Genomic DNA, 24,971 nt, shown 5'->3' on the forward strand with positions numbered 1-24,971 from the left:
CGTGTTAAAAGAAAAAAATTGAAATTAATAGAATTCAACGAAATTTGACACCAAATTTGACACCACTTTTATTATGGAGGCGAAAAAATACAACAAAAACTTTGTCAAATACAATCTGAAAAATGCAAGTGATCCAAACAAGAAAACACAAATAATTTTAGTGCTTGCAAAAAAGGGATTTAGGCTTAGATATTACGTTCAAAGAAGAATTGAACCAAAACATTGGGACGAGAAAGAACAACGAGCCAAATCTACATATGATAATAAGGCTACTTTGAACTTATTCCTAAAAACTATCGCAAACTTTTTGGAAAGCGAATACAACAAACTTGATGTCCTTAATGAAAAGATTACTACCGATAAACTAAAGGATTTATTAGATGAAAGAATTCGAAAAGAAGATAAGAAACAAAGCGTAATCGATAGATATGATGAATTTTTGGAAGCATCGAAGAATATCAGAAGAAGAAACACACTTAAAAGCCATATTTCAACAAAGAACAAACTTGAGCAATTTGAAGCCTTCAAAAAAACGAAACTAACCTTTGACAAGTTCGACCATAAATTCGATGTTCAATTCAAAGATTATCTGATTAAAGAGAAAAAGCTAACCAACAACACTATTTCAAAATATTACAGAACATTTAAAGTGTTTATGAAATGGGCTACAGATAAAGGGTACAACAAAAATCTGGATTACGAAAAGTTTAAAGCCAAACAAACAGAAGGAGAAATCTACTTTTTATCCTGGGAGGAATTAATGGCATTATACGAACTGGATAACATCAGCGACAAATTAAAAAGAGTAAGGGATATGTTCTGTTTTGGCTGCTTTACAGGACTTCGTTACTCTGATATTGCAAATCTAAAGCAGGAGAACGTTTCTAACGACTTTATTGAAATAAACACCATTAAAACGGGTTCTAAGACCAGAATACCACTTAATAAGTTCTCAAAACCGATTTATGAACGCTATAAGTCAGACGAAACTATTTTTATATTCCCTTCAATTAGTAATCAAAAAGTCAACGATTATTTAAAGGATCTGGGGAAAAAAGCGAAAATAAATGAGCCGGTTAATATCGTCCATTATAGGGGAACCGAAAGAATTGAAAAGACGGTACCAAAGTATGAGGTTCTTACTTCGCATGTAGCAAGAAAGACATTTATAACTAATGCTATGATTCGGGGAATGGCAACCGAAGTTATCATGGACATTACTACTCACAGTTCTCACAAATCATTCGCCCGATATTTTAAAATAGTTGACGAACATAAACGAGAGCAAATGAACAAAGTGTTCGGATAAACTCCTTCTTACTTTTAAATTATTTCAATAACCATTTTATAGTTTTTAGCTCACAATCGTCACTATTTGAAGACTATCAAAAAATTTTGACGCAAAATCCAAAAGAGAAATTATATCTATTGAAATTGCAATCAATTAATTCTAGATAAGGATTTAAATTTAATTGTGTTTCAATGGATCTAAAATTTGAGCTTTCGGAAAAGTCGATTCAGGAATTAGGAAAAATAATTCAAGAATCAGTTAAGAGCGAATTAAAAAACTTACTTCCTAATTCAATTTCTGTTCAAACACCGGATAGAATACTTCTAAACCGGAAACAAGCTTGCAAATTATTAGGATGCTCGTTAACCACTCTTTATAATTATCAAAAGAATGGAAAAATACCTTTTCACCAGGTAGGTAGAAAAATCTTGTTTGATAAAGAAGAGTTACTTGCTCATTTACGAGTCAATTCGAAATACTAAAAACATTCTCAAAATGGAAATCAAATTAAAATTAGATGATAAGGTGATTAAAGAAATGAAGAAAATAATCACTAAAACAATTGAGGATGCTCTTAAGAAATCACTTCCACAAATAGAAACGCTCAATAAGGGTCAAGGTACTAAGGACGAATTAATGACAAGAAAGCAAGTTATGGATCTACTCAATATTTCTCACGCTACTCTGTATCATTACCAGAAGAGTGGAAAAATTCCTTTCAAAAAAATAGGGAACAGAGTGTATTTCAAATACGACGACATAGTAAATAATCCTGAATTAGATGGTGATCCATATGATTATAAATCAAAAGACCAGAACGACTATGAATGGTAAAATCCATATTCAGCTAAATATACCATTAAAAAAATCACACGGTGTGCGTCTCTTGTTGCACAGCACAACGTGTCTACTAACTAGACTGACAAAAACGCCATATATCCATGTATATCAATACATTAATGGCATTATTTCGCTTTTTTCAATTAATTCGATTTAAATACATCCAACTAAACCTTGTAAAACCATAGTGTGTCTAGAAATTATATTTCTGTTTGTTTAATCATGTACCGGGGAATTACATATTACCGCCTGCCAAAATGAGGGATTTGAGTTTTCTTATTAAAAACATTAGAAAATGTTTCCTAGTAATACTTAAAACAAATATTTTTATGTGAACTTAAAAACAACCTTTCTAAATTAACTAATGAGCCTCTTCCAAAAATCCGTCGAAAAAAAGTACCTCAACCAACTTGATTCTGAATTAATAAATGAAAAGTATGAACTACTCGTTAGTTACTTTGGAAATACTGATATTCAGAAAAATATTAGAAATGCAAAAGAGGAGCAATTTCAGGAAGGTTTTTTACGTGAATTATTTGTAAAAATTCTGGGGTACACGCTAAATCCCGAGCCTAATTTCAACCTGACTACTGAACTAAAAAACATTGCCAACAGTAAAAAAGCTGACGGTGCAATTCTGAAGGGTGCAGATGCAACGGCAGTAATTGAATTAAAAGGAACAGAAACAACCGATTTAGATAAAATTGAAACTCAGGCATTCGGGTATAAAAACCACCATCCCAAATGCAAATATGTAATCACCTCGAATTTTGAGAAGCTTCGTTTTTACATTAAAAATGCGGTTGACCACATTGATTTCGATCTGTTTAATCTTTCAAAAGATAAGTTTTCATTGCTTTGGTTGTGTTTGGCTAAAGACAACCTATTAAACGATTTACCTTTAAAAATTAAGGAGTCATCTGTTTTACAGGAAGAAAATGTCACAAAAAAACTATATGCTGATTATTCAAAGTTTCGAACCGATATATTCAACAACCTTGTAAAAAATAATCCTGGAATTGATAAACTTCTACTTTTCAAAAAAACGCAAAAATTACTTGATCGGTTTTTGTTTATCTTTTTCGCTGAGGATCGCTTACTTGTTCCTCCAAATTCAATTAGCCAGATTATTAAAAAGTGGGAAGACGATGTGGCATTTGGTGAAACTCGCCCATTATATGAAACTTTTAAAAGTTATTTCCGGGTTCTGAATACCGGAAGACCTAAACGCGGTGATCGAGAGGAAATATTCGCATATAATGGTGGTCTGTTTCAACCAGACGAGGTTCTAGACAAGATCATAATCGATGATGAATTATTGGCGACCCATACATTACGACTTAGCGAATACGACTTTGAAACTGATGTTGATGTAAATATCTTGGGACATATCTTTGAACATTCTCTTGGAGAAATTGAAAATGTGCAAGCCGAAATAAAAGGTGAAAAGTTTGATGCACAAAAATCAAAACGTAAAAAAGACGGTGTTTTCTACACTCCAAAATACATTACTAAATACATAGTCGAAAACACAGTTGGTAAACTTTGCGATAATAAACGAAACCAATTGGGAATTAATGAAATTGATTTTACAAAAAATTATACAATTAAAACACCGCGTTTTGTTGAGATTGAAACTACAATTAATAAAAAGAAAAGAAAGGTCATAAAAAAGACTTCACTTTCAGTTGAGGGATATAAGCACCTTGAAAAATTGGAAGAATACAGAAATTTTCTACTTGATATAAAAATTGTTGATCCGGCATGTGGTTCAGGCGCATTTCTTAATCAGGCTTTGGATTTTCTAATTAAGGAACATAGTGAGTTGACTGAACAGATAAAAAGAATTACAGGAGACTTATCAACAATTTTTATTGATATTGAAAGTCGAATTCTTGAGAACAATATCTATGGAGTCGATATAAACGAAGAATCGGTTGAGATTGCTAAACTTTCTCTATGGCTTCGTACGGCACAAAAAGGAAGAAAACTCACCACCCTCAGTAACAACATTAAATGTGGTAACTCCTTAATTGATGATCCAAAAGCTGCAGGAGAAAAGGCTTTTAACTGGAAAAAGGAATTCCCTGAAATATTTGAAAAAGGTGGTTTCGATATAGTGATTGGAAATCCGCCATATGTTTTTGCACGAGAGAAAATATCAGAAATTGAAAAAGAGTTTTATACAAAAAATTACAATTCTTCAGATTATCAGGTAAATACATATTTACTTTTCATCGAAAAAACCGTTGAAATAATAAAACCTAATGCAATTTTTGGATTGATTGTACCTAACGCTTGGTTAATGGTTTATTCTGGAAAAGGTTTAAGAAAATACTTAATTGAACAATGTAAACTTAATCAGATTATTAACCTTGAAGGATATTCATTCGAAGGGGTGAATGTAGAAACAATTATCATTATATCTGAAAAAGAAAGAACTGAAAACAATGATTTTCTAGTTTTTAAGAGCAAGGGGAAGGAATTTATTTTTAGTCATGTTAGAAATCAAAAGGATTTCACAAAGAATGAAGGTTTTGAGTTCAGAGTATTTTTGGATAATGAAAGTATATCCTTAACTAAAAAATTGCTAGTGGGATCTGTTGATTTAGATTCTATTGTCCACATTAAAGCGGGTCTACAAGCATATGAAAAAGGAAAGGGCAATCCAAAACAGTCAGCAGAAGATGTTAAAAATAGACCTTTTGATTATATCTACAAGTTTGATGAAAATACCTATAAATATCTTGATGGGAAAGATGTAGGAAGATATTTTATAGAATGGACTGGTCTCTATTTGAAATATGGTGAACACCTAGCGGCACCAAGAACTTTTAATCTCTTTTCCGATAAAAAAATAATAGTAAGAGAAATTACGGGAAATTACCCTAAATGCATTATATCAACATATTCAGAGGATTTATATCTGTATAATAGAAGCAATATTGCAATTATTGAACGTGAAGGGAAAAATATAAATTTAAAATATGTTGCTGCGGTTCTTAATAGCACATTAATGTCATATTACTTTATAAAAAATACGGCAAAATCAGTTCGAAAAATGTTTCCTAAAGTAATTCTGAAAGATTTGCGTTTATTTCCATTTAAAGAAATAGATGAAAATGCCCAGCACCCTTTCATCTTATGTGTTGAAAAGATGCAAAAATTACATAAAGAGCTTTTCGATATTAGACAGAATTTTATAGACTTATTGAAATCAAAGGTCGATTTAGATAAACTCTCAAATAGACTACTCAGCTGGAATGAACAGCAATTTAATGTATTCATTAACGAACTAAACAAAGTAAAAATCAAACTAAGCCTTTCGGAAGAAGCCGAGTGGATGCAATATTTTAACGAGCAAAAAGAGAAAGCCCAAAGGTTAAAAGCCGAAATTGAAAAAACCGACAAAGAAATTGATCGGATGGTTTATGAGTTGTACGGTTTGACGGAGGAAGAGATTAGAATTGTGGAAGAAAGGAACTAAAGAACTAAAATCATGGAAACAAGGAAAGAAAAACATGATCGTTACATTCGAAACTTGCAAAATCACATAGATTCAACCAAGGAGTCAACCAGATATTCCTCTGACAGATTTGATGTTTTGATCATATCATTGTCCACAAGTGCCCTTGTTTTTTCGATTGGTTTCGTTAAAGACATAATTGAGGATATTCATCTCATTGATACTTCTTTATTAAAAACGTCATGGTTACTATTTGTTTTGTCAATTGTATCTAACCTTATTTCACAAATAAGTGGATATTATTCAAACAATTTAGAGATTTCAATCAGTAGAAATTTAATTAGAGAAGAACGGGGTAAATCTTTACCTAAAAATCACAAAATATTAGAACTAATAAAAAAGAACCTAAATAAATTTACTATTGGGCTAAATGGGATAAGTTTCATTAGTCTCATAGGAGGAATTTGTTTAATTGTTTTATTTTTTTCAAACAACATTTAAAAACTTGAACAATGAGTAGTTATGATGATTCTTTAAAAAGAATTGAACAGCAAAGAAAAAGACAAGAAGAAGAGCTTAAGCGGATTAGAGATAACCAAAGAAAAGAGCGAGAACTCAACGAACAATCGAGAAAAGGAAGACCAACAGATGAGAGACCAACTAAAGATGACTAAAGATTTTCTGTAGCATTGAGTCAATTAATCAAGCCTTACGATGAAAAGAACAGCAAAAATATTCCTTTGCATTGTATTCCCTGTTGGCGTGGGAATATTGCTGTATATGAATGATTCTTACAAGCAATTATGCTTTGAATGGTGTCATGCATTTCGAGGATTTTCATTCGATTTTTCACTATCTCACGCAATTTCGGTTGTAAGCTTTTCATCCCTACTGTTTATCCTACATGACATAATTTACAACTCTAGAAAAAGAAAAAATATACTTGTTAGAACCTTTAACTCTTTTGTTTATGAGAGTTCAATTGTCTTAAAAGCGCTTATTATTTCTGCGACACTAGTTTTTTTTCTATCACTTTTTCATTTAACAAAGAATTTCCTGGTTACACCCGAATTAAATTTGATATACATATTGTTTATACTATCAATATTAAAAATAAAGTCTGATAAAGCAGAACATAGTGAGAGCAATAATCAAAATATAGATAATGGTACTTTCTTCTCGGAAATTGCAGTAACAACTTTTGATGATTTAGATCATGACCAAAAAAGAGTTGTTAATCAATTAAAAAACGTAATTGAAAAGTCTAATTCTGAATACATTTCCATAGCCTTAAATGGGGAATGGGGATCAGGAAAATCATCAATAACAAATGGATTTAAAAATCGATATAAAGAATATGAATTTATAGAAATAAACTTATGGGGTACACCTTCATACAAAGATTCAATAAATGAGCTAAAAAATAAAGTTTCTGATTTTATAAAGCGTTCATTTTTGCCGATTGAAAAAAGGGAACTTGCATACTTTAATTCATTTATTTCAAATTTTGACAGGGGAATAGGAGGTGTAACGAAAGTTATCACTGGATATATTCCTTTTTCAGATTCAAAAACGACTTTAGAAGATAAAATTAAGAAGACTTTAAAGGATTCAAAAAAAAGAAAACTTGTTATTATTTTTGATGATATTGATAGATTATCTCCTAAATACTTAAATTCTTATTTAAAACAGATAGCATTTATTTCTGGCCTAAAAAACGTTGTTTCGATAACTAATATCGACATAGATACTATTGAAAACAAACTTTATTTGAATGAGAATAATTACAAAGAACTATCTGAATCAATTAACTTCCTTGATAAGATATTCTCTATTAGGCTTAATACACCACATAATCAAAATTACATTCGTCTCTTCTTCAATAGATGTTTTGGAGAATGGAGTAAAAACTTCAGAACTATAGATTTCACAGATAAGGAGGAAGTTGTGGAAGACATCTTTTCGTTTGTTAACCGGAATCCAAATTTATTTGAAAGCTATAGAGAAGTTAAACAGGTACTAAATGATATTGGTACTTATTATTATGCATTTAATAGGAAAAAGATAAAGATTAAAGAATATATACCCACAAAAATTATTCTCATATTATATCTCATTAAATACCAATATCCTGAGTTTTTTAAAAAACTGTGGCATTACATGAAGAGTCACATTGATGAATTTAATCCAGTCACTACAGCCATGGTCAGAATTGACAAGAAGTCTTATGATGTACAAAATTTTGTAGATAACTGGCTATTAAGTCCAGATGAAAAAAAAGAAGAATTGCAGGAGAAAAACGTTTTCTCTTTAAAAACCATTTATCTGAAAGAAGGTGTACTTGTACAAAAGCTTTATAATTTATTGAACCTTGCAATATTATCAGGTTTAAATAATTTAATTATTGCTGAAAAATTCATAACCAACAAAGTTCAGGAGTATGAAGTAACCTATGAAGAGATTTATGAGATAAGAAACAAGCATTTAACTGTTGAAACAATAACAAGGATTCTGTTCTCGAATGATGAACTTAAGACAAATTTTCATCCAGTTTATTTAAGTACTAGAGCTTCATCTTTTATGGATAAAATCAAAAAAGTACAGCTATTCAATGGAAATAGATTAAATGCATTAATTGCCCTTTTCAACGTTTACTATTTTGATGAGACATCCCTAAAAGATGAAAATTCTCTGCGCAAAACACCTCAAGAAATAGCAGAAATTTTTGATTATAGTCATGAAAATAAGGATGAATTAAATCGAATTCAGGTTGAAAATTTTGATTATGATGCCTTTTTTGATTTATGGGGGAATGTAATAAGCACTTATGGATCAAATGAATTGTTTGCAATAATAAAAAGGTCAGATGGGACTCCTAATTTATTGGGAATTCTTATGTCTCCTCGATATATTAATCATCTTATTGAAATAGGTTCTGTATATTACCCTAGGAGAAATAAAATAGATGAAGAAGGTATTTGGAATAAGGAAAAACTTATTCTTAATGCAATTATTAACCATGATTTTAAAACACGAAGTTTTTTAAATCACCTCCTTTTACTACATTTTTATAAACACCATCCATTGTTTGCTGACTTAGCAGACAAGCATAATAACCTCAATTCAGAAAAACTGTTCGAAAGATTTCAGAAGTCAAAATATGATTCTGAAATGCTTAATATCTTATCAGATAAGCTTTTCGGAGATCTGAATGAAATGGGTTTTTATAATATGATTGAAAAATATAGATATATAGGTGGATTCCATCCTTTCAGGTTGATGACGGACTTAATATATTTAAACATACTTGCAAAAAATGACGCCCTACTGTTCAAACATAAACTAAAGAACTTCGAGGATCTCCTTAATAAAGTATTAGAAACATTTGATGTAAGAGAAACAGCAATGTTAATTAGCATGATAATTAGTGCAATTAACCTGAGAATGAGTAACAATACTTTCAGTACTGAGCAGGTTACTCTTATTAAAGCTATAATACCAAATTTTTATAGAAATGACTCCATTGCAATATCTATGGAAGAATTGGAAACTGAGTTGAATACTATCAAAAGTAAATTAACGAACGGTCGATCTAAATAAAATTCAGGAAACATTTAATAAAAATCATGGCAGAATGCATCAAATGCGGTGAATACACCAAATACAATGGAGGCCTATGCTTCAAATGTTATAAGAACCATGAAAATGGTTCTTATAGCAAGGAAGAATTGGCAGTAGAAAATATTAAATCAGAAGAACCTCAAGTAGGACTAACGGAAAGAGACAGGAGCTACCGGTACAACATGATAAAAGGTAGGATTGCAGAAACTCTCATACAGGAACTGTTTTTAAGCCTTAATTATAACGTTTTTCGGTACGGTATGGAAAATACCATTCCCGGAATAATGGAACTGCTAAAAGGTGTCCGATCCGATGTTGCATCACATATAAGGCGAATGCCGGATTTTGTTATTCAAGATCCCAAAACAAAAGGAGTATATTTTGTCGAAGTTAAATTTCGGGCAAGTGAAAAATTTTCTCTATCCGATCTTGAAAATGATTATCCCTATGAGAATGCATATTTTATCATTGTTTCCAAGAAGCATATTAAATGTATTACATTTCAGGAACTTGCCGATGGAAGAGAAATTACCCCAACCTCTAGAAATTATCTTGGAAGTCGAAAAGAATTTGATTTGGACAAGGAAGTAATTATCGACTTCTGTGCCTTTGCAGTTCAGTTTTTTGAGAATGTGTAAAGTAATGATAATTCGAGATTTTAATATAAAATACTGTTTAAAATTGTGATGTTATGAATGAATACGAATACAGCGTACGGACAAAATATTCTGCTGAATTACCATTAATAAACTCAAATAATGATACTCCAGTGTGGAATATAAGTGATACTTTGGTTTCACTTTTCAGTTTATATTATAAACAAATCTTAATACAAGATATAGTCAGATTGCTTAATAAGGGAATAGACCCACAGAATATCGTTATTTTTAATTCGGAATTTAATCCAAGAAAAGCTTCCTATGATGCGAAAATATTACTGCATTCAGAAAGTTCATTATCGCCAGATACCATCACTCTTATTTATGAATTTGGATTACCATATTCTATGTTTCCTTCTAAGAAATTTAGTGAGTTAAATATTCTATTTCGTTTTTTTGATTCAATAAATAAAGATTTGGACTCAACCTTAAAACTAAAAACGAGAAAGTTAAGGACAGCTTATAGAAATTATTCTGCCTCTCAAGATTTGATTGATGGTATAAATTATCTTGTGACTGCTACAGAAGAATTAATCAATAATCTTAAAGACAAAAAAGTACAAGAATATTTAACAGAAAGATTATCCCGAAAGTATAATTATTACAATCATGAATATCATGATCTCATTAAGAATTTACACACTTTTAGAAATAAAAATTATTCTCTTCTAAAAGGCTTAATTTCAAAAACTGAGCTCGTAAAAGAGGATTTATACATTGATTATTACAATCCTTTCTTTTCAAAGTTATACGTGCGATGGACTCCGCTAGTCGCTTACTACAACCCAGAATTGAACTCTCTTGAATTCTTATCAAACGATGTTTTTAAAGAATATAAGAACCCATATTTTTTTGATGTAAAGAGTGTCGTTCATAATAGTCCATTGAGTGCAGGGATAATTGGATCATGGGCGTCAATTTTAAGTTTAGCATGGACAATGTATAATGAGACGAGGGGAAAGTATGGTAGTAAATTTTCAGACCTTATTGATCTTTCAGAATTACCGGCACAATCAAAAAAAGAGACAAAAAAGATAATTCGGGAAATTGAGGAATATAATGGCCTCACATCCTTTATTAAAATGTCAATACCTTCATTATTTATAAAAGATGAATTATTAACCGTTCATGAGGAATTATTAGTAATATGTGGCAAAGCATTAAAATCAATGGGATTTTCTCTTTCAACAAAATCTAAGGTCAAAATATTTGTTTGTAAAAATTAAGTTCTAGCTGAATCATATCAAAATTCCAAAAGAGATTAAGCAATAAATTCTATTATGCAAATTTTAGGAACAACAGAAACATCTTATAATATTGAGCGATTGATTAGAAATGCAGAGGAAATTTTGCTAATAATTTCTCCATATCTTCGAATTACAAAACGTCTTAAGGTAGAATTAGAAGATGCTTTTGAAAGATGCAAAGAGAATATAATTGTATACCGTGAAAACCAGCTACCAACTACTGAATTTAAGTGGCTTAAAACATTTCCAAAGCTAAATCTAATTCCGGTTGAAAACTTACATGCAAAATGTTACTTAAATGAATCAGAGGCGATTATCACATCAATGAATCTATATGAGTACTCTCAAATAAACAATCATGAGCTAGGTGTTCATATCACGGCATTGGAAGAGAGTGAAAATTTTTTAGATGTCATTGAAAAAATTGAGTTGATACTCCGAACGAAATCCGTTAAGATTGATTTTTCGCCACTGACAAATAGATATGGAAAATTCTCAATGGGCGATTTAGTGGTTAAATTAAACTCAAAGTTCAACTTCAAGGTGCCAAGAACAGGTCTTGATTCTAATTATCGTTATTTATGCCAGGAGGCAAAAGCAATAATGAAGTTTCAAAGTGAAGAATTATATCAGGATGGAACAAGTATTTTGAGATCAACGAATTTAGGGAAAGTACGATTTGATATTCTTTATAAAGATTTAAGTAAACTGGGTATACAAAAATAGAGTAGATTATGAACCGGTTTTTCTTTTCCTAAATCGTAAACACCTTTCTTTTAAATATAAAGTTGTGTGCAAAAGGAAACGGAATAAATAATGATTGGAAAAATTGGATGTGTTGATGCGTGTTTTTCAAATACTTTTAATCGTAGTTTACGAAGATTAAGTGTATTTGAAAAACGGACTGCAGGGCAGGCAACGATCAACTCTTCCAATTTTGGAATGAATGGCTTTATGCCGTAGTCTTTTGTGCACTGCTTTATATTTGGAAATCTTTGTTGGAGATTTGGGAAATAATATATAAACCTTTAAACGTAAACATTTGGTTTTGTAAATAAAGAAACAAGGTTACATGTGACTCAATACTTTAGCAACAATTAGAAAAAAATGAAAATAGTACCGCCACATAAAATTAGTACTGAGATTATTGATATCATCTACGAAGCAAAGGAGTTTGTAATACTTGTTTCTCCCTACGTAAATTTATCAAATTGGGATAGACTGTCTATAGAAATAAGAAATGCAATTAAGCGCAATGTCCGGATCGATGTTTTTGTTCGAAACGAACCTGAGAATTCAAAAAGCTGGGAACAGCTTAATCAAATAGGTGTAAAGGCTAGATTGGTTACGAACTTACACGCAAAGTTCTATTTTAATGAAAAATCTGGACTAATATCATCAATGAACCTGTTGAGTTCATCCAATAATAATTCTATTGAGATTGGAACAAAACTATCTGATGAAAAGGAGCTAAATGAATTGAAAAAGTTTGTGAAAGACTTCATTATTATAAATGAAACTACAGTACAACCAAGTAAAGAGGATTTATATCTATCTAAAGAAAAGTTTACTGTAGCACTTCAAAACTTCCTTAATTATAACTTAAATAGTCCTACAAGAATATTTTTCAAACAAGGTACATTTCATATAAATACATTGAATAATCAATTTTTTCTTAACATAGACAAAACGGATAATTTAATCGAACTTACTGCAATCGTTTCAGAAAAAGAGGCAGAATATTTTAAGGTTAATGAATCAAATTATTTTAAATCAAATTATTTCCATGTTGAATTGCATGAAGGGAAAGGCAACTCTTACAATACAATTGTAGCATACTCAAAGAAACTATTATCAAACTCATTTTTGGACAATCTAAGAGTAAACGAGAAAAAAGAATTGATATACCAGATATCAGAATATTTGTCAACTATTAAAAAACTAAAAGATTTTAGTCATCAATAGATGTTCTCCGAATTACATGGTCGTATGCGATATCATTTGGTAATGAAAACTTTACGCTGAAGTCTTTTGCATACTGATTTAAATATGGAGATCTATGGTGAACAATTAGGAAATTAATATTCATAGTCTTACAAAATGAAATATGCATTAGTTAGTGGGAAAAAAACCGAAGCTACTAAAGGATCTAAAGGAATCTGTCCTAATTGTGGTTCAGAATTAACTGCTAGATGTGGGCCGATTAGAATAAATCATTGGACGCATACTAAAAGTAGTAATTGTGACATTTGGTGGGAAAACGAAAAAGAATGGCATCGGGCATGGAAAAATTATTATCCGGATGAATGGCAAGAAATCATAATACCTGATGTAGAAACTGGAGAAAAACACATTGCAGATGTTCGTACGAATCATGGCCTTGTAATTGAATTCCAACATTCTCATATTGATCCAGAAGAACGTAATTCACGCGAATCCTTCTATAAAAACATGGTATGGATTGTTGATGGAACAAGGCTAAAAAGAGATTATCTCCGATTTCTTAAAGGGCAAAACAATTTTCGCAGAACAAATAAACAAGGATTTTTTATAGTTGACTTTCCAGATGAATGTTTCCCCTCTTCCTGGATTGGAAGTAAAGTCCCAGTTCTATTTGATTTTCGAGGTCTGGAATCAATAGAAAATTTAAATGATCTAAGAAATTATCTTTATTGTTTGTTTCCAAATCAAAATAATACAGAGGCCATTGTTGCATTCGTCTCACATGATTCGTTCATAAAAAATACAATTAATGGAGACTGGTTTAAAAAACCTCAAGAGCCACAAAAACAGGTCAGTAAAACGACGATACAGAACAAAACTAACATAAGAAGAAGAGAGTCCTCGCATTATTATGATCCCCAAAAAGGACGATATGTAAAAAAGAGGCGTTTCTGAAAAATATCTAATATAACGCCGACGGGAATACCGTACATTGAAGAAATGATATTAGTACTAGTTATATTTTAACCATTCTGCTTGAGATAAACTATAAGAAGAACCATCGGCACCATTTGAGCCATCATTCCCTGCATTACCTCCGTTTCCTCCTTTTTGTTTTGTTAAACCACATTTAGCGCTATTGCCTCCTTGACCACCACTTCCTCTTAATCCTCTACTGCCACCTTGACCACCATTTGCGATCCATTTTATATCAGTTCCTAATTCTGCCCCGTCTTTTCTCTTTATCTCATTAAACGAAATCAGAACCTTACCTGCATTTCCTCCACGTCCACCATTTCCACCGTTTCCACCATTTCCACCTGCACCACCACTATGTCCATCACAAGAACCGTTTGATCCCTTTCCGCCTCCTTCTCCATTTCCTCCATTTCCTCCATTTCCTCCAGAAGTATTAAATAACACACTTCCAAATTCAAACACAGAAGTCGATAAAGTAAAGTTATAACCTCTTCCTCCAGGACTGCCATTTTCTCCACTTCTTCCATTTGCTCCAGGTCCATGACCATGTTTACGCCTTGACTGAGAACCGGTATAATTGGTCCCTAAAGATCCATCTTCTCCAATACCAAGTATTTTAACGTTTTCTCCAATAATGAAACGTCCAACTATCAGATTAACATCAGTTTTAAGTATCAGGGTAGAATTCGTTTCTAATATAAGAGTATCTAAAGCTGTTGGAACATTATTATCGTTCCATATGACTGTTTGATTCCTTTTTACTCTAATATTTTGAGATGTTGATGTGAATGTAATTGCAAGGAGAATAAAAAAAACTATGGATTTCATATTTGTGGGAATTTAGTATTTGGTATATAAACCTAACTCCCTTCATATTGTTCAATGGAATAAATAATTGTGCATGTGATTTTGTTATTATTTTATCAAAAATATTTGACACCAAAATTGACACCACCAAAAATAAAATGCCCTGTAAAAATTTGATTTACAGAGCATTTATTTATCTAATTGTAGTCCCGACGGGAATCGAACCCATATCTACAGTTTAGGAAACTGCTATTCTATCCGTTGAACTACGGGACCATTATTTTTAATTTTTCTTTTCCTATGCCGCTTTTATAGTACTTCTCTTTTTCTCTTGCTTCTTTTCTACTCTCACATTCTAAAGTAAAAAATAAATTCCAAGGACGATAACCTTTAGTAGATTTTGTCTTTCCTGAATTATGCTCCTTAATTCTGTTCTGAACGTTTTCAGAAAATCCAACATATATTCGTCCATCCACCTCACTTTTTATTGCATAAACAAAGTATTTCATGTAATACTCGTTTAGAAAACTGCTATTCCCTGCCTACCGGCAGGCAGGTATCCGTTGAACTACGGGACCAAATTTCCGGCGCAAAAATATACAAAAAGCGCTTCTCCGGCAAATCAATGTTAATTTAGGCAATTATCCCGGGCATTTCATTCCTGTTTCTTTAAAATGTATTGATTATCTTTGCGCTTCATTTAAACAGGTGATAATGTTAGATAAGATCAAGGCATTACAGGAAGAAATCGACAAAATAGTGGCTTCGAGCAAGGAAGAAGTAGAGGAGCTGCGTATAAAATACATCAGTAAAAAAGGGCAGATCAGCCAATTGTTCAACGACTTTAAAAATGTTCCGCCAGAGCAGAAAAAGGAAGTCGGACAAGCCATTAACATTCTGAAAAACTTTGCGCTCGATAAAATTAATTCACTAAAAGACGGATTCGAAAACAGTGGTGATGAGAAGTCGGGAATTGATTTGACCATGCCCGGTGAGTCGATGAAACTGGGTACACGTCATCCGCTTTCGCTGGTGAAAAACGAGATCATCGGTATTTTTGCCCGCCTTGGTTTTACGGTTGCTGAAGGACCTGAAATTGAAGACGACTGGCACGTGTTCTCGGCACTGAATTTCCCGCCGGAACACCCGGCCCGCGATATGCAGGACACTTTCTTTATTGAAAAAGATCCGGACGTGTTGTTGCGTACGCACACTTCCAGCGTTCAGATTCGCGTAATGGAAAGAACACAACCACCTATTCGGATGATCTTCCCGGGGCGTGTTTTCCGTAACGAAGCTATTTCTGCACGTTCGCACTGCATTTTCCACCAGATAGAAGGTTTGTATGTTGACGAGAATGTTTCGTTTGCCGACCTGAAACAAACCTTACTTCAATTTGCCAAAGAATTGTTTGGTGAGGACACCAAAATCCGACTGCGTCCTTCGTACTTCCCGTTTACCGAACCAAGCGCCGAAATGGATGTAAGTTGTTCGATTTGCGGAGGCGAAGGTTGTAACGTTTGTAAATACACCGGCTGGCTCGAAATTCTGGGCTGCGGAATGGTGGATCCGAACGTACTCGAATTGTGCAATATCGACAGCCGGAAATACACCGGATTTGCATTCGGAATGGGAATTGAACGCATTACCATGCTGCGTTACGGCATTAAAGATATTCGCCATTTCTTCGAAAACGATGTCCGTTTCCTGAAACAGTTCGAATCGGCAACTTAAGTCTGATTTTCACTTAATAATTCCGATTATTAAAGCGATTAATGCATCAATTTTTGGTGTACAGGGACAGCTATTTCCACCATATAAATGATGCTGTTTTTGTTATTTCTACAACAAAAATTTTATAACCATCAGTTTAACAACAAATTAACAAACGAGGTGCCTGACACTTGTTAAAAAGCTCGTTAAGTATAAAAGCCGTATCTTTGCATCATACTTTTTAGTCTTTTATTATTGAAAGACAAACAAAGCAATAATAATTCCGAACATTAAAACATGAAAAACAGAAACAATATTCGGAATACCAAATAGAAACAAATGGAAACACAAACAAATCAGAATCAGATTGTTATCAAGACAAATCCTGAGAATGAGAAAAAAATGCTACCACGTGATATGATGTTCACGCTGGCGGCCGGAGCGATTGCCGGAATGGCAATTATTTTTACGCTCTTTTGGGGCGTGGAAAAGTTACTTGGAATGTAAATCTGTACTATACTTAAAAGAAAAGCTTGCCTTTTGGCAAGCTTTTTTTATGGCTGTTAGTTTCTTTTTAATCATTTAAAACGGCTTCTATCCTCAATAATTCTTCTTCAGAAAAAGCAAGTTTTTCCAGTGTTTCCACATTTTGTTCGATTTGTTTTACCGAACTGGCTCCAATCAGAACCGAAGTAATTCGTTTATCGCGGAGCACCCAGGCCAAGGCCATTTGCGACAGCGATTGTCCTCTTTGTTTTGAAATTTCATTCAGCTTAACGATTTTACCATGTGCCGAATCAACTTGCTCCTTTTTCAGGAAAACTTCACGGGTTGCACGTGATCCCTCAGGAATACCATCGATGTATTTGTTGGTAAGCAAACCCTGCGCAAGTGGTGAAAATGGAATACAACCTATTCCTTCCTGCTCCAGCACATCGAGTAATTCATCCTCCACCCAGCGTTCAAACATCGAATATTTGGGTTGATGAATCAAACACGGCGTGCCCAGTTCGCGCAATATTTTTGCGGCTTCACGGGCCATATCCGCCGGATAATTCGAAATTCCTACGTACAAAGCTTTTCCCGACCGAACAGCACGGTCGAGCGCCATCATGGTTTCTTCCAGCGGAGTGTCAGGATCGGGCCGGTGTGAGTAAAAAATATCGACATATTCAAGCCCCATTCGTTTCAAACTCTGATCGAGGCTGGCCAATACATATTTTCTACTACCCCACTCGCCATACGGTCCCGGCCACATCAGGTAACCGGCTTTCGAAGAAATGATCAGTTCATCGCGATAAGCCTTGAAATCCTGCTTCAAAATTTTACCAAAATTCTCTTCAGCCGATCCGGGTGGCGGACCATAATTATTGGCCAGGTCGAAATGTGTAATTCCCAGGTCGAAAGCCCGGTGTAGCATCGCTCGGCCGTTCTCCAAAATATCAATTCCACCGAAATTATGCCACAAACCCAGCGAAACCGCAGGTAGTTTTAAGCCCCATTTTCCGCAGCGGTTGTATTGCATGGTATCGTAACGATGGTCATCAGCTAAATAAGTCATAAATTGAGTTTTATTGTTGACTTAAAGGTAATGAATTTGCTGTTTTCGCAATAATGTAAGGTCAATCTTAAACGCTACAATTAAATAAATGCAGGTATTCAGGCTTTTTAATTAATTTTGAACCAAGAATATACAAATATGGAACAATACAGCACCAGACAAAATAAAGTTTCCCGCCTGATCCAACGCGAAATGGCCGACATTCTGTTAAAGATGAATAAGTCGCGTTATTCCGGTAAACTGATCAGTGTAACTGTGGTACGTGTAACAAAAGACATGAGCATTGCCCGCATTTACCTGAGCATCTTTCCTTCGGAATTCGGACAGGAAATTCTTGAGGATATTCGACTACATACCAAACTGTTACGTGGAGATATGGGAAGAAAACTAGCTAAAAGCATTCGCGTGATCCCGGATCTCGAATTTTACATTGACGACAGCCTCGATTACATCGATAAAATCGACAAACTGCTTGATTCCTGATTCAATATTTCAAAGAATTAAACGTTTTTAGTCAAAACAGTTCGGGTGAATTTATCCTTTTACATTGCTAAACGGTACCTGGTTTCAAAAAAGAAACAGAATATTATAAACATAATATCAGGCATTTCAACGGCCGGAATTATCGTTGGAACCATGGCCATTATCATCATCGTTTCGGTAATGAATGGTTTTACACAACTGATTGGTGTGTTCTACAGCGATTTCGACCCCGACCTGAAGATCACCGTTGCCGAAGGAAAAATGTTCGATCCGGGTTCCATCAACACGGCTGAAATAAAGAATTTGCCCGATGTTGTGCAGTATGCCGAGGTGATTGAGGAAGTGGCCATGCTGAAATACGGCAAACAGCAATTTCCGGCTACGGTTAAAGGAGTTCCGGCGAATTACCCCGAGTACACCAACATTAACAAACTACTGGTTGAAGGCAGTTATTACCTCGAAAAAGACGGCATCGATTATGCCGTTGTCGGGCGCGGTGTTGCCAATTATCTGGGCGTTGGCGTATCGTTTCTCGAACCGATTAATGTTTACGTCCCCAAAAAAGGCCGTCAGCTTTCGTTAAATCCATCGCGTGCCATCAACTACGATTACCTCTACCCTTCGGCTGTTTTTGCCGTTTTAGAGGATATCGACGCCAAATACATCTTAGTTTCCGATAAGTTCGCTACCGAACTTTTTGAATCGGGACAAAACATCTCTGCAATTGAACTGGATATCGCTGATGATGCAGATATTGATGCTGTTCAAAAAAGCATTCAGGCCATTGTTGGCAATGCGTTCCACGTGAAAAACAAGGAACAGCAACACGATTTGATCTTTAAAACCATGAAGTCGGAAAAATGGGCCGTTTATTTCATCCTGGTGTTTATTTTATTGCTGGCTTCGGGAAATATGATTGGTAACCTCACCATGCTTTACATCGATAAAAAGGAAGACATTTCCATTCTCATCAGCATGGGCATGTCGAAAGATAAAATCAACCGGATTTTCCTGTACGAGGGCTGGCTTATTTCCTTTTTAGGTGGTGTTATTGGCGCCTTACTGGGTGTATTAGTCTGTTGGTTACAAATCCGTTTCGAGTTTATAAAACTGCCGGGTGCCAACAACTCTTTTGTCATTTCTGCTTACCCGGTAGAAATCATGTTTTCGGATATTTTACTGGCCTTTGTTGCTGTGCTCAGCGTCGGATTCCTGGCTTCCTGGTATCCGGTAAAATTTATGTCTCCAAAACATCTGGTCACATCAAATATCAATTAGCTGATTTTCCTTAGATTTTTAAGGACTTATTTCTCTTATATTGCACCCAAGAATCAGATTAATTTAATTAAACGTTTTTGGAAAAAATGAAGGCAATAGTAAAAAGCAAACCCGAGAAAGGCTTGTGGATGGAAGATGTTCCAATTCCGAAACCGGGTCCTAATGATATTCTCCTGAAAGTAAAAAAATCTGCGGTGTGTGGCACCGACCTGCATATTTACAAATGGGATGAATGGGCGCAAAGAACCATCAAAACACCAGTGACAATAGGGCATGAATACATGGGTGAGGTAGTTGAAGTTGGATCAGAAGTTGACCGGGTAAAAGTAGGCGAACGCGTAACTGTTGAAGGCCATATCGCCTGCGGATTTTGCCGTAACTGTCGCCGCGGACGTCAACATATTTGTGATAACACAATTGGTATTGGTGTTCAGCGCGATGGTGGATTTGCGGAATACATTTCGGTACCGGCTAAAAACGTGTTACATGTCGATGAGCGTATCTCTGATGAAATGATGGCTATCATGGATCCGCTGGGAAATGCTACACACACAGCACTTTCATTTCCGCTTCTGGGTGAAGATGTTCTGATAACCGGCATTGGAGGGCCGATTGGAGCAATGGCAGCTGCCATTTGCAAATTTGCCGGAGCACGGAATATTATTGGTACCGATTTAAGCAAATACCGCCGCGATTTGGCTCGTAAAATGGGTGCTACCCGGGTGATAGATCCAACCAAAGAAAGTATCGACGAAGCCATGAAAGTGCACCACATGGTGAGTGGTTTTGATATCGGTCTGGAGTGCTCGGGATCTCCGGTAGCCTTTAACGACATGGTAAACCATATGTACAACGGCGGAAAAATCAGTCTTTTAGGTTTACTTCCTGAAAAAACACAGATCAACTGGAGCAAATTGATTTTTAAGGGCCTGACACTAAAAGGAATTTACGGCCGCGAAATGTACGAGACCTGGTACCACATGGAAATGATGCTGACATCGGGGCTGGATATAACACCGATTATTACGCATCGTTTTAAAGCCGATGATTTCCAGAAAGCTTTCGACATCATGGAAACGGGCGAAAGTGGAAAGATCATATTAGAGTGGGATTAAGCGTTGTTCCACGTGAAAAATACAAACTGATTGTTAATTTGAAAGAAGGGTTTCATGCTGAATGAAGCCCTTCTTCATTTAATTCCAAGCTATTGCGTATATTGCATCACAGAAACTTTAATGCGTAACTTTTGAAAGAAGGGCTGGTCATAAAATCTACCGGAAGCTGGTACACGGTTGAGGACGAAAAAGGTGATACTTTTGAATGTAAAATCAAGGGTAAATTCCGGATTAAAGGCATAAAAAATACCAATCCTGTAGCAGTTGGCGACAGGGTAGGTTTTACTTTACAAAGCGTTTCAGCCGATGAAAACGAGGCTCAGGTGGGCCTGATAACGTCGATTACAGAGCGTAAAAACTACATCATTCGCCGTTCTATCAATCTATCGAAACAAGCGCATATTATCGCCGCCAACATCGACCAGGCCGTACTTGTGGTTACGTTGAATTACCCCGTTACTACCACCACTTTTATCGATCGTTTCCTGGCCTCTGCAGAAGCATATCGTATTCCGGTACTCATTGTATTCAATAAGGTTGATCGATACGACAGAGAGCAAACTAAACGCTTAAACGAGCTAAAAGAATTGTACGAAAGTCTCGGGTATCAGTGTTTGATCACCTCAGCGAAAAAAAGAGTTGGCCTGGAAGAGCTGAAAAACGCGCTGAAAGACAAAACAAATGTGGTTAACGGACACAGCGGCGTTGGAAAATCAACATTGATTAATATACTTCAACCGGGATTGAATCTGAAGACCAAAGAAATTTCGGATTCGCACCAAACCGGGAAACATACAACAACGTACTCCGAGTTGTTTAAATTAAATTTTGGCGGTTACATTATCGATACTCCGGGAATAAAAGCATTTGGAGTGCTTGAAATGGAACCCTGGGAGATTTCACACTATTTTGTTGAGATCTTTAAAATTTCGGAAAAATGTCAGTACAATAATTGTTCGCATACGCATGAACCGGGTTGTGCGGTAAAAGAGGCAGTTAAAAACGGAGAAATTGCTCCTTCACGATTTACCAGTTATTTGGGTCTTCTGGAAAGTGACGACAAATATCGACCTGCGTTTTAAATTCGATCGAAAATAGCTATTCCGACGATTCTATAAAACCTCCACCAACCAATCTGTCGCCATCGTAAAAAACAGCAGTTTGTCCGGGCGAAATCATGGCCTCAGATTTTAATAATTCGACCTCTGCCCTTGTCTCATTTAAAATATGCAATCTACAAGGGGTTTCCTGAAGCCTGTAACGTACCTTTACAATCAATTCCTTACCTGATTCAACAATCTCTTTATCAATATAATAGTAATACTTTATAAGGATTTTATTACGGTATAAATCGTCGTATTTTGCCAACACAATTTCGTTGTCATCTAGACGAATTTCGGACACAAAAACGGGAAAATTGAGGTTTAAACCCAATCCGCGACGTTGACCGATGGTATAATTCGTAATTCCCTTATGACGTCCTAAAATCTCACCATTATGATAAATAAAGTTTCCGGGCTTAGATTCAATTCCTCTTTTTTCAAGAAAATTCCGGTAATCATTTCCTTCAATAAAACAGACTCCGAGACTATCTTTTTTTACAGACAGTTGCTCAAAACCATTCTCAAGGGCAAGCCGGCGAATTTCATTTTTTCGATATTCACCAAGAGGAAAAAGCAATCGATCTACAATTCTTCGTGGCAAACCCCACAAAAAAAATGTCTGATCCTTATCCTGATCATCCCCTTGAAAAAGGTATTTTTTATCTCCCACAAAACCCAACTTTACATAGTGACCGGTAGCAATAAACTCACAACCTTCGTGATTGGCATATTGCTCAAGGTATTTAAACTTCATCTCCGGATTACAATAAGCACAAGGAAAAGGTGTTCGGGCTTTTAAGTACTCGTTAATGAAATAACGAATAATCTTTTCTTCGAATTCCTTGCGTAAATCTGCTACAATATGCTTGATATGAAGTTTTGATGCCAGTTGTTTTGCATCTTCAATAAAATGATGATTTTTGTCGTCAGCACCGCTAAAGAGGAAGGTAATTCCTATAACTTCGTAACCCTGTTGTTGGAGTAGAAAAGCAGCCATTGAGCTATCAACCCCACCACTCATTCCAAGCAAAACTCTATTTTTCGTGTTCATTTTTGCTGAAATGATTAACTACTACTTTGGCTTTTGCCTTACCAATAACTTCGGCTATTTTATCTTCAGACTGGGCTTTAATATTCTTTACTGATTTAAATTCACGTAGCAGTTTTTCCAGAGTTTTCTCCCCTACTCCGGTAATAGAGGAAAGTTCAGATTGAATAAAATTTCCTGAACGTTTATTGCGATGAAAGGTTATTCCAAACCGGTGAGCTTCGTCGCGCAATTGCTGAATAATTTTTAGCGATTCTGAATTTTTACTGATGTAAATAGGTACAGAATCGCCCGGAAAATAGATTTCTTCAAGTCGCTTGGCAATACCAACAATTGTAATTTTTCCTCTTAAATTCAATTTATCAAGCGCCTGTACTGCCGAACTTAATTGTCCCTTTCCCCCGTCAATAACTATTAATTGTGGCAAGGGCTTGTTTTCTTCTACTTGCCGTTTGTAACGCCGGTAAACAACCTCCTCCATTGAGGCAAAATCGTTCGGTCCTTCTACTGTTTTTATATTGAAATGGCGGTATTCGCGTTTTAAAGGCTTGGCATTTTTAAACACCACACAGGCAGCAACAGGATTTGTTCCTTGCAAATTACTGTTATCAAAGCACTCGATAAGTACGGGTAGTTCCTTTAATTGCAAGTCTTTTTTAATGGTATTTAGTATTCTATCCGTACGTTCCTGGGGGTTCTTTAAAACCGTTTGTTTATCCTTTTCAAGTTTAAAATATTTGGCATTTCGCTGAGAAAGATCCAGTAACTGCTTCTTTTCGCCACGCTGGGGCACTTTAAATAACACATTCTCGATTACATTCTTCAATTTGAAAGGCACTAAAATCTCCCTGGCATTACTAAATATTTTTTGACGAATATCAACAATACCGGCCATTAGCAACTCTTCTTTCGATTCATCCAGGCCCTTTTTTATCTCCAAAGTAAAGGTTTGAATGATCGCACCCTTTATTATTTTAAGGTAATTTATGAAGGCAAATTTTTCATCTTCATCGATTGTAAACACATCAACGTCGGTAATAACCGGCGACACAACCGTTGACCGGCTTTGATATCGTTTTAAAGAATCGTATTTCTCTTTAATCTTAATTGCTTCTTCGAACTCAAGATTCATTGATTTTTCAGCCATCAAATCCTCCAGATGTTTGATTACACCGGAAACGTTTCCTTTCAAAATATTAGATATATCACTAATTCCATCGTCGTATTTCTGTTTGGAAACATGCCCCTCACATGGCCCTTCACAGTTTCCGATATGATATTCCAGGCAAACCTTGAATTTCCCGTTCCTTATATTCTCATCTGTCAGATTGTAATTACAATTGCGTAACTTATATTGAGTTTTAAACAGATCGAGCAAGGTTTGCACAGTATAAAAAGAAGTATACGGACCGAAGTATTTCGACCCGTCCCTAACCAGATTTCTGGTTTTAAAAACTCTTGAAAAGGGCTCATTTTTTATACAAATCCAGGGGTAGCTTTTATCGTCTTTGAGTCTGATATTGTAGCGCGGTTGATACTTCTTGATCAGATTATTTTCAAGCAGCAAAGCATCCTGCTCACTTGCTACAACCATGTGTTTTATATCGGTTATGTTACGTACCAACAAAGCAGTCTTCCGGTGCTCGTGCTGTTTCGAAAAATAGGAAGAAACACGCTTTTTTAGATCCTTGGCTTTACCGATATAAATAATGGTATTCGAATTATCGAAAAACTGATAAATACCAGGCTGGTGCGGTAAAACCGCAATTAATGATTTTAAATGATCGATATTACTATTTACGGTTTTATACTTCACC

23 protein-coding genes and 1 tRNA gene are annotated in these 24,971 nt (G+C 34.9%); 18 read left to right on the forward strand and 6 right to left on the reverse strand.

Going from position 1 to position 24,971, the window contains the following annotated elements; genetic code table 11:
• The first annotated feature begins 73 nt into the window (after positions 1-73).
• From HFD85_RS14300 to HFD85_RS14355, 12 genes are all read left to right on the forward strand, one after another.
• Complete coding sequence (locus tag HFD85_RS14300) at positions 74-1,309, forward strand: site-specific integrase (protein ID WP_167611127.1); 1,236 nt, start codon at positions 74-76, stop codon at positions 1,307-1,309.
• Between the two features lie 173 nt (positions 1,310-1,482).
• Positions 1,483-1,773 (forward strand): helix-turn-helix domain-containing protein, encoded by a 291-nt coding sequence (locus HFD85_RS14305; RefSeq protein WP_167611130.1) that lies wholly within the window; start codon positions 1,483-1,485, stop codon positions 1,771-1,773.
• A gap of 13 nt (positions 1,774-1,786) precedes the next feature.
• Entirely contained in the window at positions 1,787-2,125 is a 339-nt protein-coding gene (locus HFD85_RS14310; protein WP_167611133.1) for a helix-turn-helix transcriptional regulator, read from the forward strand.
• A 370-nt stretch (positions 2,126-2,495) separates the two neighbouring features.
• On the forward strand, positions 2,496-5,618 hold the full coding sequence (locus tag HFD85_RS14315) for an Eco57I restriction-modification methylase domain-containing protein (protein ID WP_167611136.1): 3,123 nt from the start codon (positions 2,496-2,498) through the stop codon (positions 5,616-5,618).
• A gap of 12 nt (positions 5,619-5,630) precedes the next feature.
• Positions 5,631-6,098 carry a hypothetical protein gene (locus HFD85_RS14320; RefSeq protein WP_167611139.1) on the forward strand — a complete coding sequence of 156 codons (468 nt, stop codon included), beginning with the start codon at positions 5,631-5,633 and terminating at the stop codon, positions 6,096-6,098.
• A gap of 11 nt (positions 6,099-6,109) precedes the next feature.
• The gene (locus HFD85_RS14325; RefSeq protein ID WP_167611142.1) at positions 6,110-6,271 is read left to right on the forward strand and encodes a hypothetical protein; all 162 of its coding nucleotides are present in this window, start codon (positions 6,110-6,112) and stop codon (positions 6,269-6,271) included.
• Positions 6,272-6,311: 40 nt separating this feature from the next.
• Positions 6,312-9,197: a P-loop NTPase fold protein gene (locus HFD85_RS14330; RefSeq protein ID WP_167611146.1), complete on the forward strand. Its 2,886-nt coding sequence runs from the start codon at positions 6,312-6,314 to the stop codon at positions 9,195-9,197.
• 26 nt (positions 9,198-9,223) lie between these two features.
• The gene (locus tag HFD85_RS14335) at positions 9,224-9,856 is read left to right on the forward strand and encodes a hypothetical protein (RefSeq protein ID WP_167611149.1); all 633 of its coding nucleotides are present in this window, start codon (positions 9,224-9,226) and stop codon (positions 9,854-9,856) included.
• A gap of 53 nt (positions 9,857-9,909) precedes the next feature.
• On the forward strand, positions 9,910-11,103 hold the full coding sequence (locus tag HFD85_RS14340; RefSeq protein ID WP_167611152.1) for a hypothetical protein: 1,194 nt from the start codon (positions 9,910-9,912) through the stop codon (positions 11,101-11,103).
• A gap of 54 nt (positions 11,104-11,157) precedes the next feature.
• Positions 11,158-11,850 (forward strand): phospholipase D family protein, encoded by a 693-nt coding sequence (locus tag HFD85_RS14345; RefSeq protein ID WP_167611155.1) that lies wholly within the window; start codon positions 11,158-11,160, stop codon positions 11,848-11,850.
• A gap of 381 nt (positions 11,851-12,231) precedes the next feature.
• Positions 12,232-13,089, forward strand: coding sequence for a phospholipase D-like domain-containing protein (locus HFD85_RS14350; protein WP_167611158.1), 858 nt, complete (start codon positions 12,232-12,234; stop codon positions 13,087-13,089).
• 135 nt (positions 13,090-13,224) lie between these two features.
• Complete coding sequence (locus HFD85_RS14355; RefSeq protein ID WP_167611161.1) at positions 13,225-14,022, forward strand: competence protein CoiA; 798 nt, start codon at positions 13,225-13,227, stop codon at positions 14,020-14,022.
• A 57-nt stretch (positions 14,023-14,079) separates the two neighbouring features.
• Here HFD85_RS14355 and HFD85_RS14360 read toward each other — a convergent pair whose 3' ends face one another.
• The 3 genes from HFD85_RS14360 to HFD85_RS14370 form a co-directional block, all read right to left on the reverse strand.
• Complete coding sequence (locus tag HFD85_RS14360) at positions 14,080-14,874, reverse strand: hypothetical protein (RefSeq protein WP_167611164.1); 795 nt, start codon at positions 14,872-14,874, stop codon at positions 14,080-14,082.
• 183 nt (positions 14,875-15,057) lie between these two features.
• A tRNA-Arg gene (locus HFD85_RS14365) sits at positions 15,058-15,129 on the reverse strand.
• Positions 15,120-15,362 (reverse strand): GIY-YIG nuclease family protein, encoded by a 243-nt coding sequence (locus HFD85_RS14370; protein ID WP_167611167.1) that lies wholly within the window; start codon positions 15,360-15,362, stop codon positions 15,120-15,122. The genes HFD85_RS14365 and HFD85_RS14370 overlap by 10 nt, the downstream gene beginning before the upstream one ends.
• 205 nt (positions 15,363-15,567) lie before the next feature.
• Here HFD85_RS14370 and pheS point away from each other — a divergent pair, with 205 nt between their 5' ends.
• Both pheS and HFD85_RS14380 read left to right on the forward strand, forming a co-directional pair.
• Positions 15,568-16,587, forward strand: a complete 1,020-nt coding sequence (pheS, locus tag HFD85_RS14375) for a phenylalanine--tRNA ligase subunit alpha (protein WP_167611171.1) — start codon at positions 15,568-15,570, stop codon at positions 16,585-16,587.
• A 318-nt stretch (positions 16,588-16,905) separates the two neighbouring features.
• A complete protein-coding gene (locus HFD85_RS14380) occupies positions 16,906-17,073 on the forward strand; it encodes a hypothetical protein (protein WP_167611174.1) in 168 nt (55 codons plus the stop codon).
• Between the two features lie 67 nt (positions 17,074-17,140).
• Here HFD85_RS14380 and mgrA read toward each other — a convergent pair whose 3' ends face one another.
• Complete coding sequence (gene mgrA / locus HFD85_RS14385; RefSeq protein ID WP_167611177.1) at positions 17,141-18,127, reverse strand: L-glyceraldehyde 3-phosphate reductase; 987 nt, start codon at positions 18,125-18,127, stop codon at positions 17,141-17,143.
• Positions 18,128-18,265: 138 nt separating this feature from the next.
• Between mgrA and rbfA the strand changes: the two genes are divergently transcribed.
• The 4 genes from rbfA (at position 18,266) to rsgA (ending at position 22,085) form a co-directional block, all read left to right on the forward strand.
• The gene (rbfA, locus tag HFD85_RS14390; protein ID WP_167611180.1) at positions 18,266-18,610 is read left to right on the forward strand and encodes a 30S ribosome-binding factor RbfA; all 345 of its coding nucleotides are present in this window, start codon (positions 18,266-18,268) and stop codon (positions 18,608-18,610) included.
• 45 nt (positions 18,611-18,655) lie between these two features.
• Positions 18,656-19,888: an FtsX-like permease family protein gene (locus HFD85_RS14395; protein WP_167611183.1), complete on the forward strand. Its 1,233-nt coding sequence runs from the start codon at positions 18,656-18,658 to the stop codon at positions 19,886-19,888.
• 86 nt (positions 19,889-19,974) lie between these two features.
• Positions 19,975-21,003 carry an L-threonine 3-dehydrogenase gene (gene tdh / locus HFD85_RS14400; RefSeq protein WP_167611185.1) on the forward strand — a complete coding sequence of 343 codons (1,029 nt, stop codon included), beginning with the start codon at positions 19,975-19,977 and terminating at the stop codon, positions 21,001-21,003.
• A gap of 131 nt (positions 21,004-21,134) precedes the next feature.
• On the forward strand, positions 21,135-22,085 hold the full coding sequence (rsgA, locus tag HFD85_RS14405; protein ID WP_167611188.1) for a ribosome small subunit-dependent GTPase A: 951 nt from the start codon (positions 21,135-21,137) through the stop codon (positions 22,083-22,085).
• Positions 22,086-22,101: 16 nt separating this feature from the next.
• Here rsgA and mnmA read toward each other — a convergent pair whose 3' ends face one another.
• Positions 22,102-23,157 (reverse strand): tRNA 2-thiouridine(34) synthase MnmA, encoded by a 1,056-nt coding sequence (gene mnmA / locus HFD85_RS14410; protein WP_167611191.1) that lies wholly within the window; start codon positions 23,155-23,157, stop codon positions 22,102-22,104.
• Positions 23,141-24,970, reverse strand: a complete 1,830-nt coding sequence (gene uvrC, locus HFD85_RS14415) for an excinuclease ABC subunit UvrC (RefSeq protein WP_240925052.1) — start codon at positions 24,968-24,970, stop codon at positions 23,141-23,143. The genes mnmA and uvrC overlap by 17 nt, the downstream gene beginning before the upstream one ends.
• Between the last annotated feature and the right edge of the window lies 1 nt (position 24,971).

It is taken from the genome of Maribellus sediminis (genome assembly GCF_011799805.1).
Classification (GTDB): domain Bacteria; phylum Bacteroidota; class Bacteroidia; order Bacteroidales; family Prolixibacteraceae; genus Draconibacterium; species Draconibacterium sediminis_A.

What these genes read in the sequence shown, in the direction of transcription:
- HFD85_RS14305 (WP_167611130.1), top strand. Translation starts at nt 1,483, where the DNA reads ATGGATCTAAAATTTGAGCTTTCGGAAAAGTCGATTCAGGAATTAGGA.
- HFD85_RS14300 (WP_167611127.1), top strand. Translation starts at nt 74, where the DNA reads ATGGAGGCGAAAAAATACAACAAAAACTTTGTCAAATACAATCTGAAA.
- HFD85_RS14345 (WP_167611155.1), top strand. Translation starts at nt 11,158, where the DNA reads ATGCAAATTTTAGGAACAACAGAAACATCTTATAATATTGAGCGATTG.
- HFD85_RS14330 (WP_167611146.1), top strand. Translation starts at nt 6,312, where the DNA reads ATGAAAAGAACAGCAAAAATATTCCTTTGCATTGTATTCCCTGTTGGC.
- mnmA (WP_167611191.1), bottom strand. Translation starts at nt 23,157, where the DNA reads ATGAACACGAAAAATAGAGTTTTGCTTGGAATGAGTGGTGGGGTTGAT.
- HFD85_RS14380 (WP_167611174.1), top strand. Translation starts at nt 16,906, where the DNA reads ATGGAAACACAAACAAATCAGAATCAGATTGTTATCAAGACAAATCCT.
- HFD85_RS14350 (WP_167611158.1), top strand. Translation starts at nt 12,232, where the DNA reads ATGAAAATAGTACCGCCACATAAAATTAGTACTGAGATTATTGATATC.
- HFD85_RS14355 (WP_167611161.1), top strand. Translation starts at nt 13,225, where the DNA reads ATGAAATATGCATTAGTTAGTGGGAAAAAAACCGAAGCTACTAAAGGA.
- HFD85_RS14310 (WP_167611133.1), top strand. Translation starts at nt 1,787, where the DNA reads ATGGAAATCAAATTAAAATTAGATGATAAGGTGATTAAAGAAATGAAG.
- HFD85_RS14370 (WP_167611167.1), bottom strand. Translation starts at nt 15,362, where the DNA reads ATGAAATACTTTGTTTATGCAATAAAAAGTGAGGTGGATGGACGAATA.
- HFD85_RS14360 (WP_167611164.1), bottom strand. Translation starts at nt 14,874, where the DNA reads ATGAAATCCATAGTTTTTTTTATTCTCCTTGCAATTACATTCACATCA.
- HFD85_RS14325 (WP_167611142.1), top strand. Translation starts at nt 6,110, where the DNA reads ATGAGTAGTTATGATGATTCTTTAAAAAGAATTGAACAGCAAAGAAAA.
- HFD85_RS14340 (WP_167611152.1), top strand. Translation starts at nt 9,910, where the DNA reads ATGAATGAATACGAATACAGCGTACGGACAAAATATTCTGCTGAATTA.
- mgrA (WP_167611177.1), bottom strand. Translation starts at nt 18,127, where the DNA reads ATGACTTATTTAGCTGATGACCATCGTTACGATACCATGCAATACAAC.
- HFD85_RS14315 (WP_167611136.1), top strand. Translation starts at nt 2,496, where the DNA reads ATGAGCCTCTTCCAAAAATCCGTCGAAAAAAAGTACCTCAACCAACTT.
- HFD85_RS14335 (WP_167611149.1), top strand. Translation starts at nt 9,224, where the DNA reads ATGGCAGAATGCATCAAATGCGGTGAATACACCAAATACAATGGAGGC.
- rbfA (WP_167611180.1), top strand. Translation starts at nt 18,266, where the DNA reads ATGGAACAATACAGCACCAGACAAAATAAAGTTTCCCGCCTGATCCAA.
- HFD85_RS14320 (WP_167611139.1), top strand. Translation starts at nt 5,631, where the DNA reads ATGGAAACAAGGAAAGAAAAACATGATCGTTACATTCGAAACTTGCAA.
- pheS (WP_167611171.1), top strand. Translation starts at nt 15,568, where the DNA reads ATGTTAGATAAGATCAAGGCATTACAGGAAGAAATCGACAAAATAGTG.
- tdh (WP_167611185.1), top strand. Translation starts at nt 19,975, where the DNA reads ATGAAGGCAATAGTAAAAAGCAAACCCGAGAAAGGCTTGTGGATGGAA.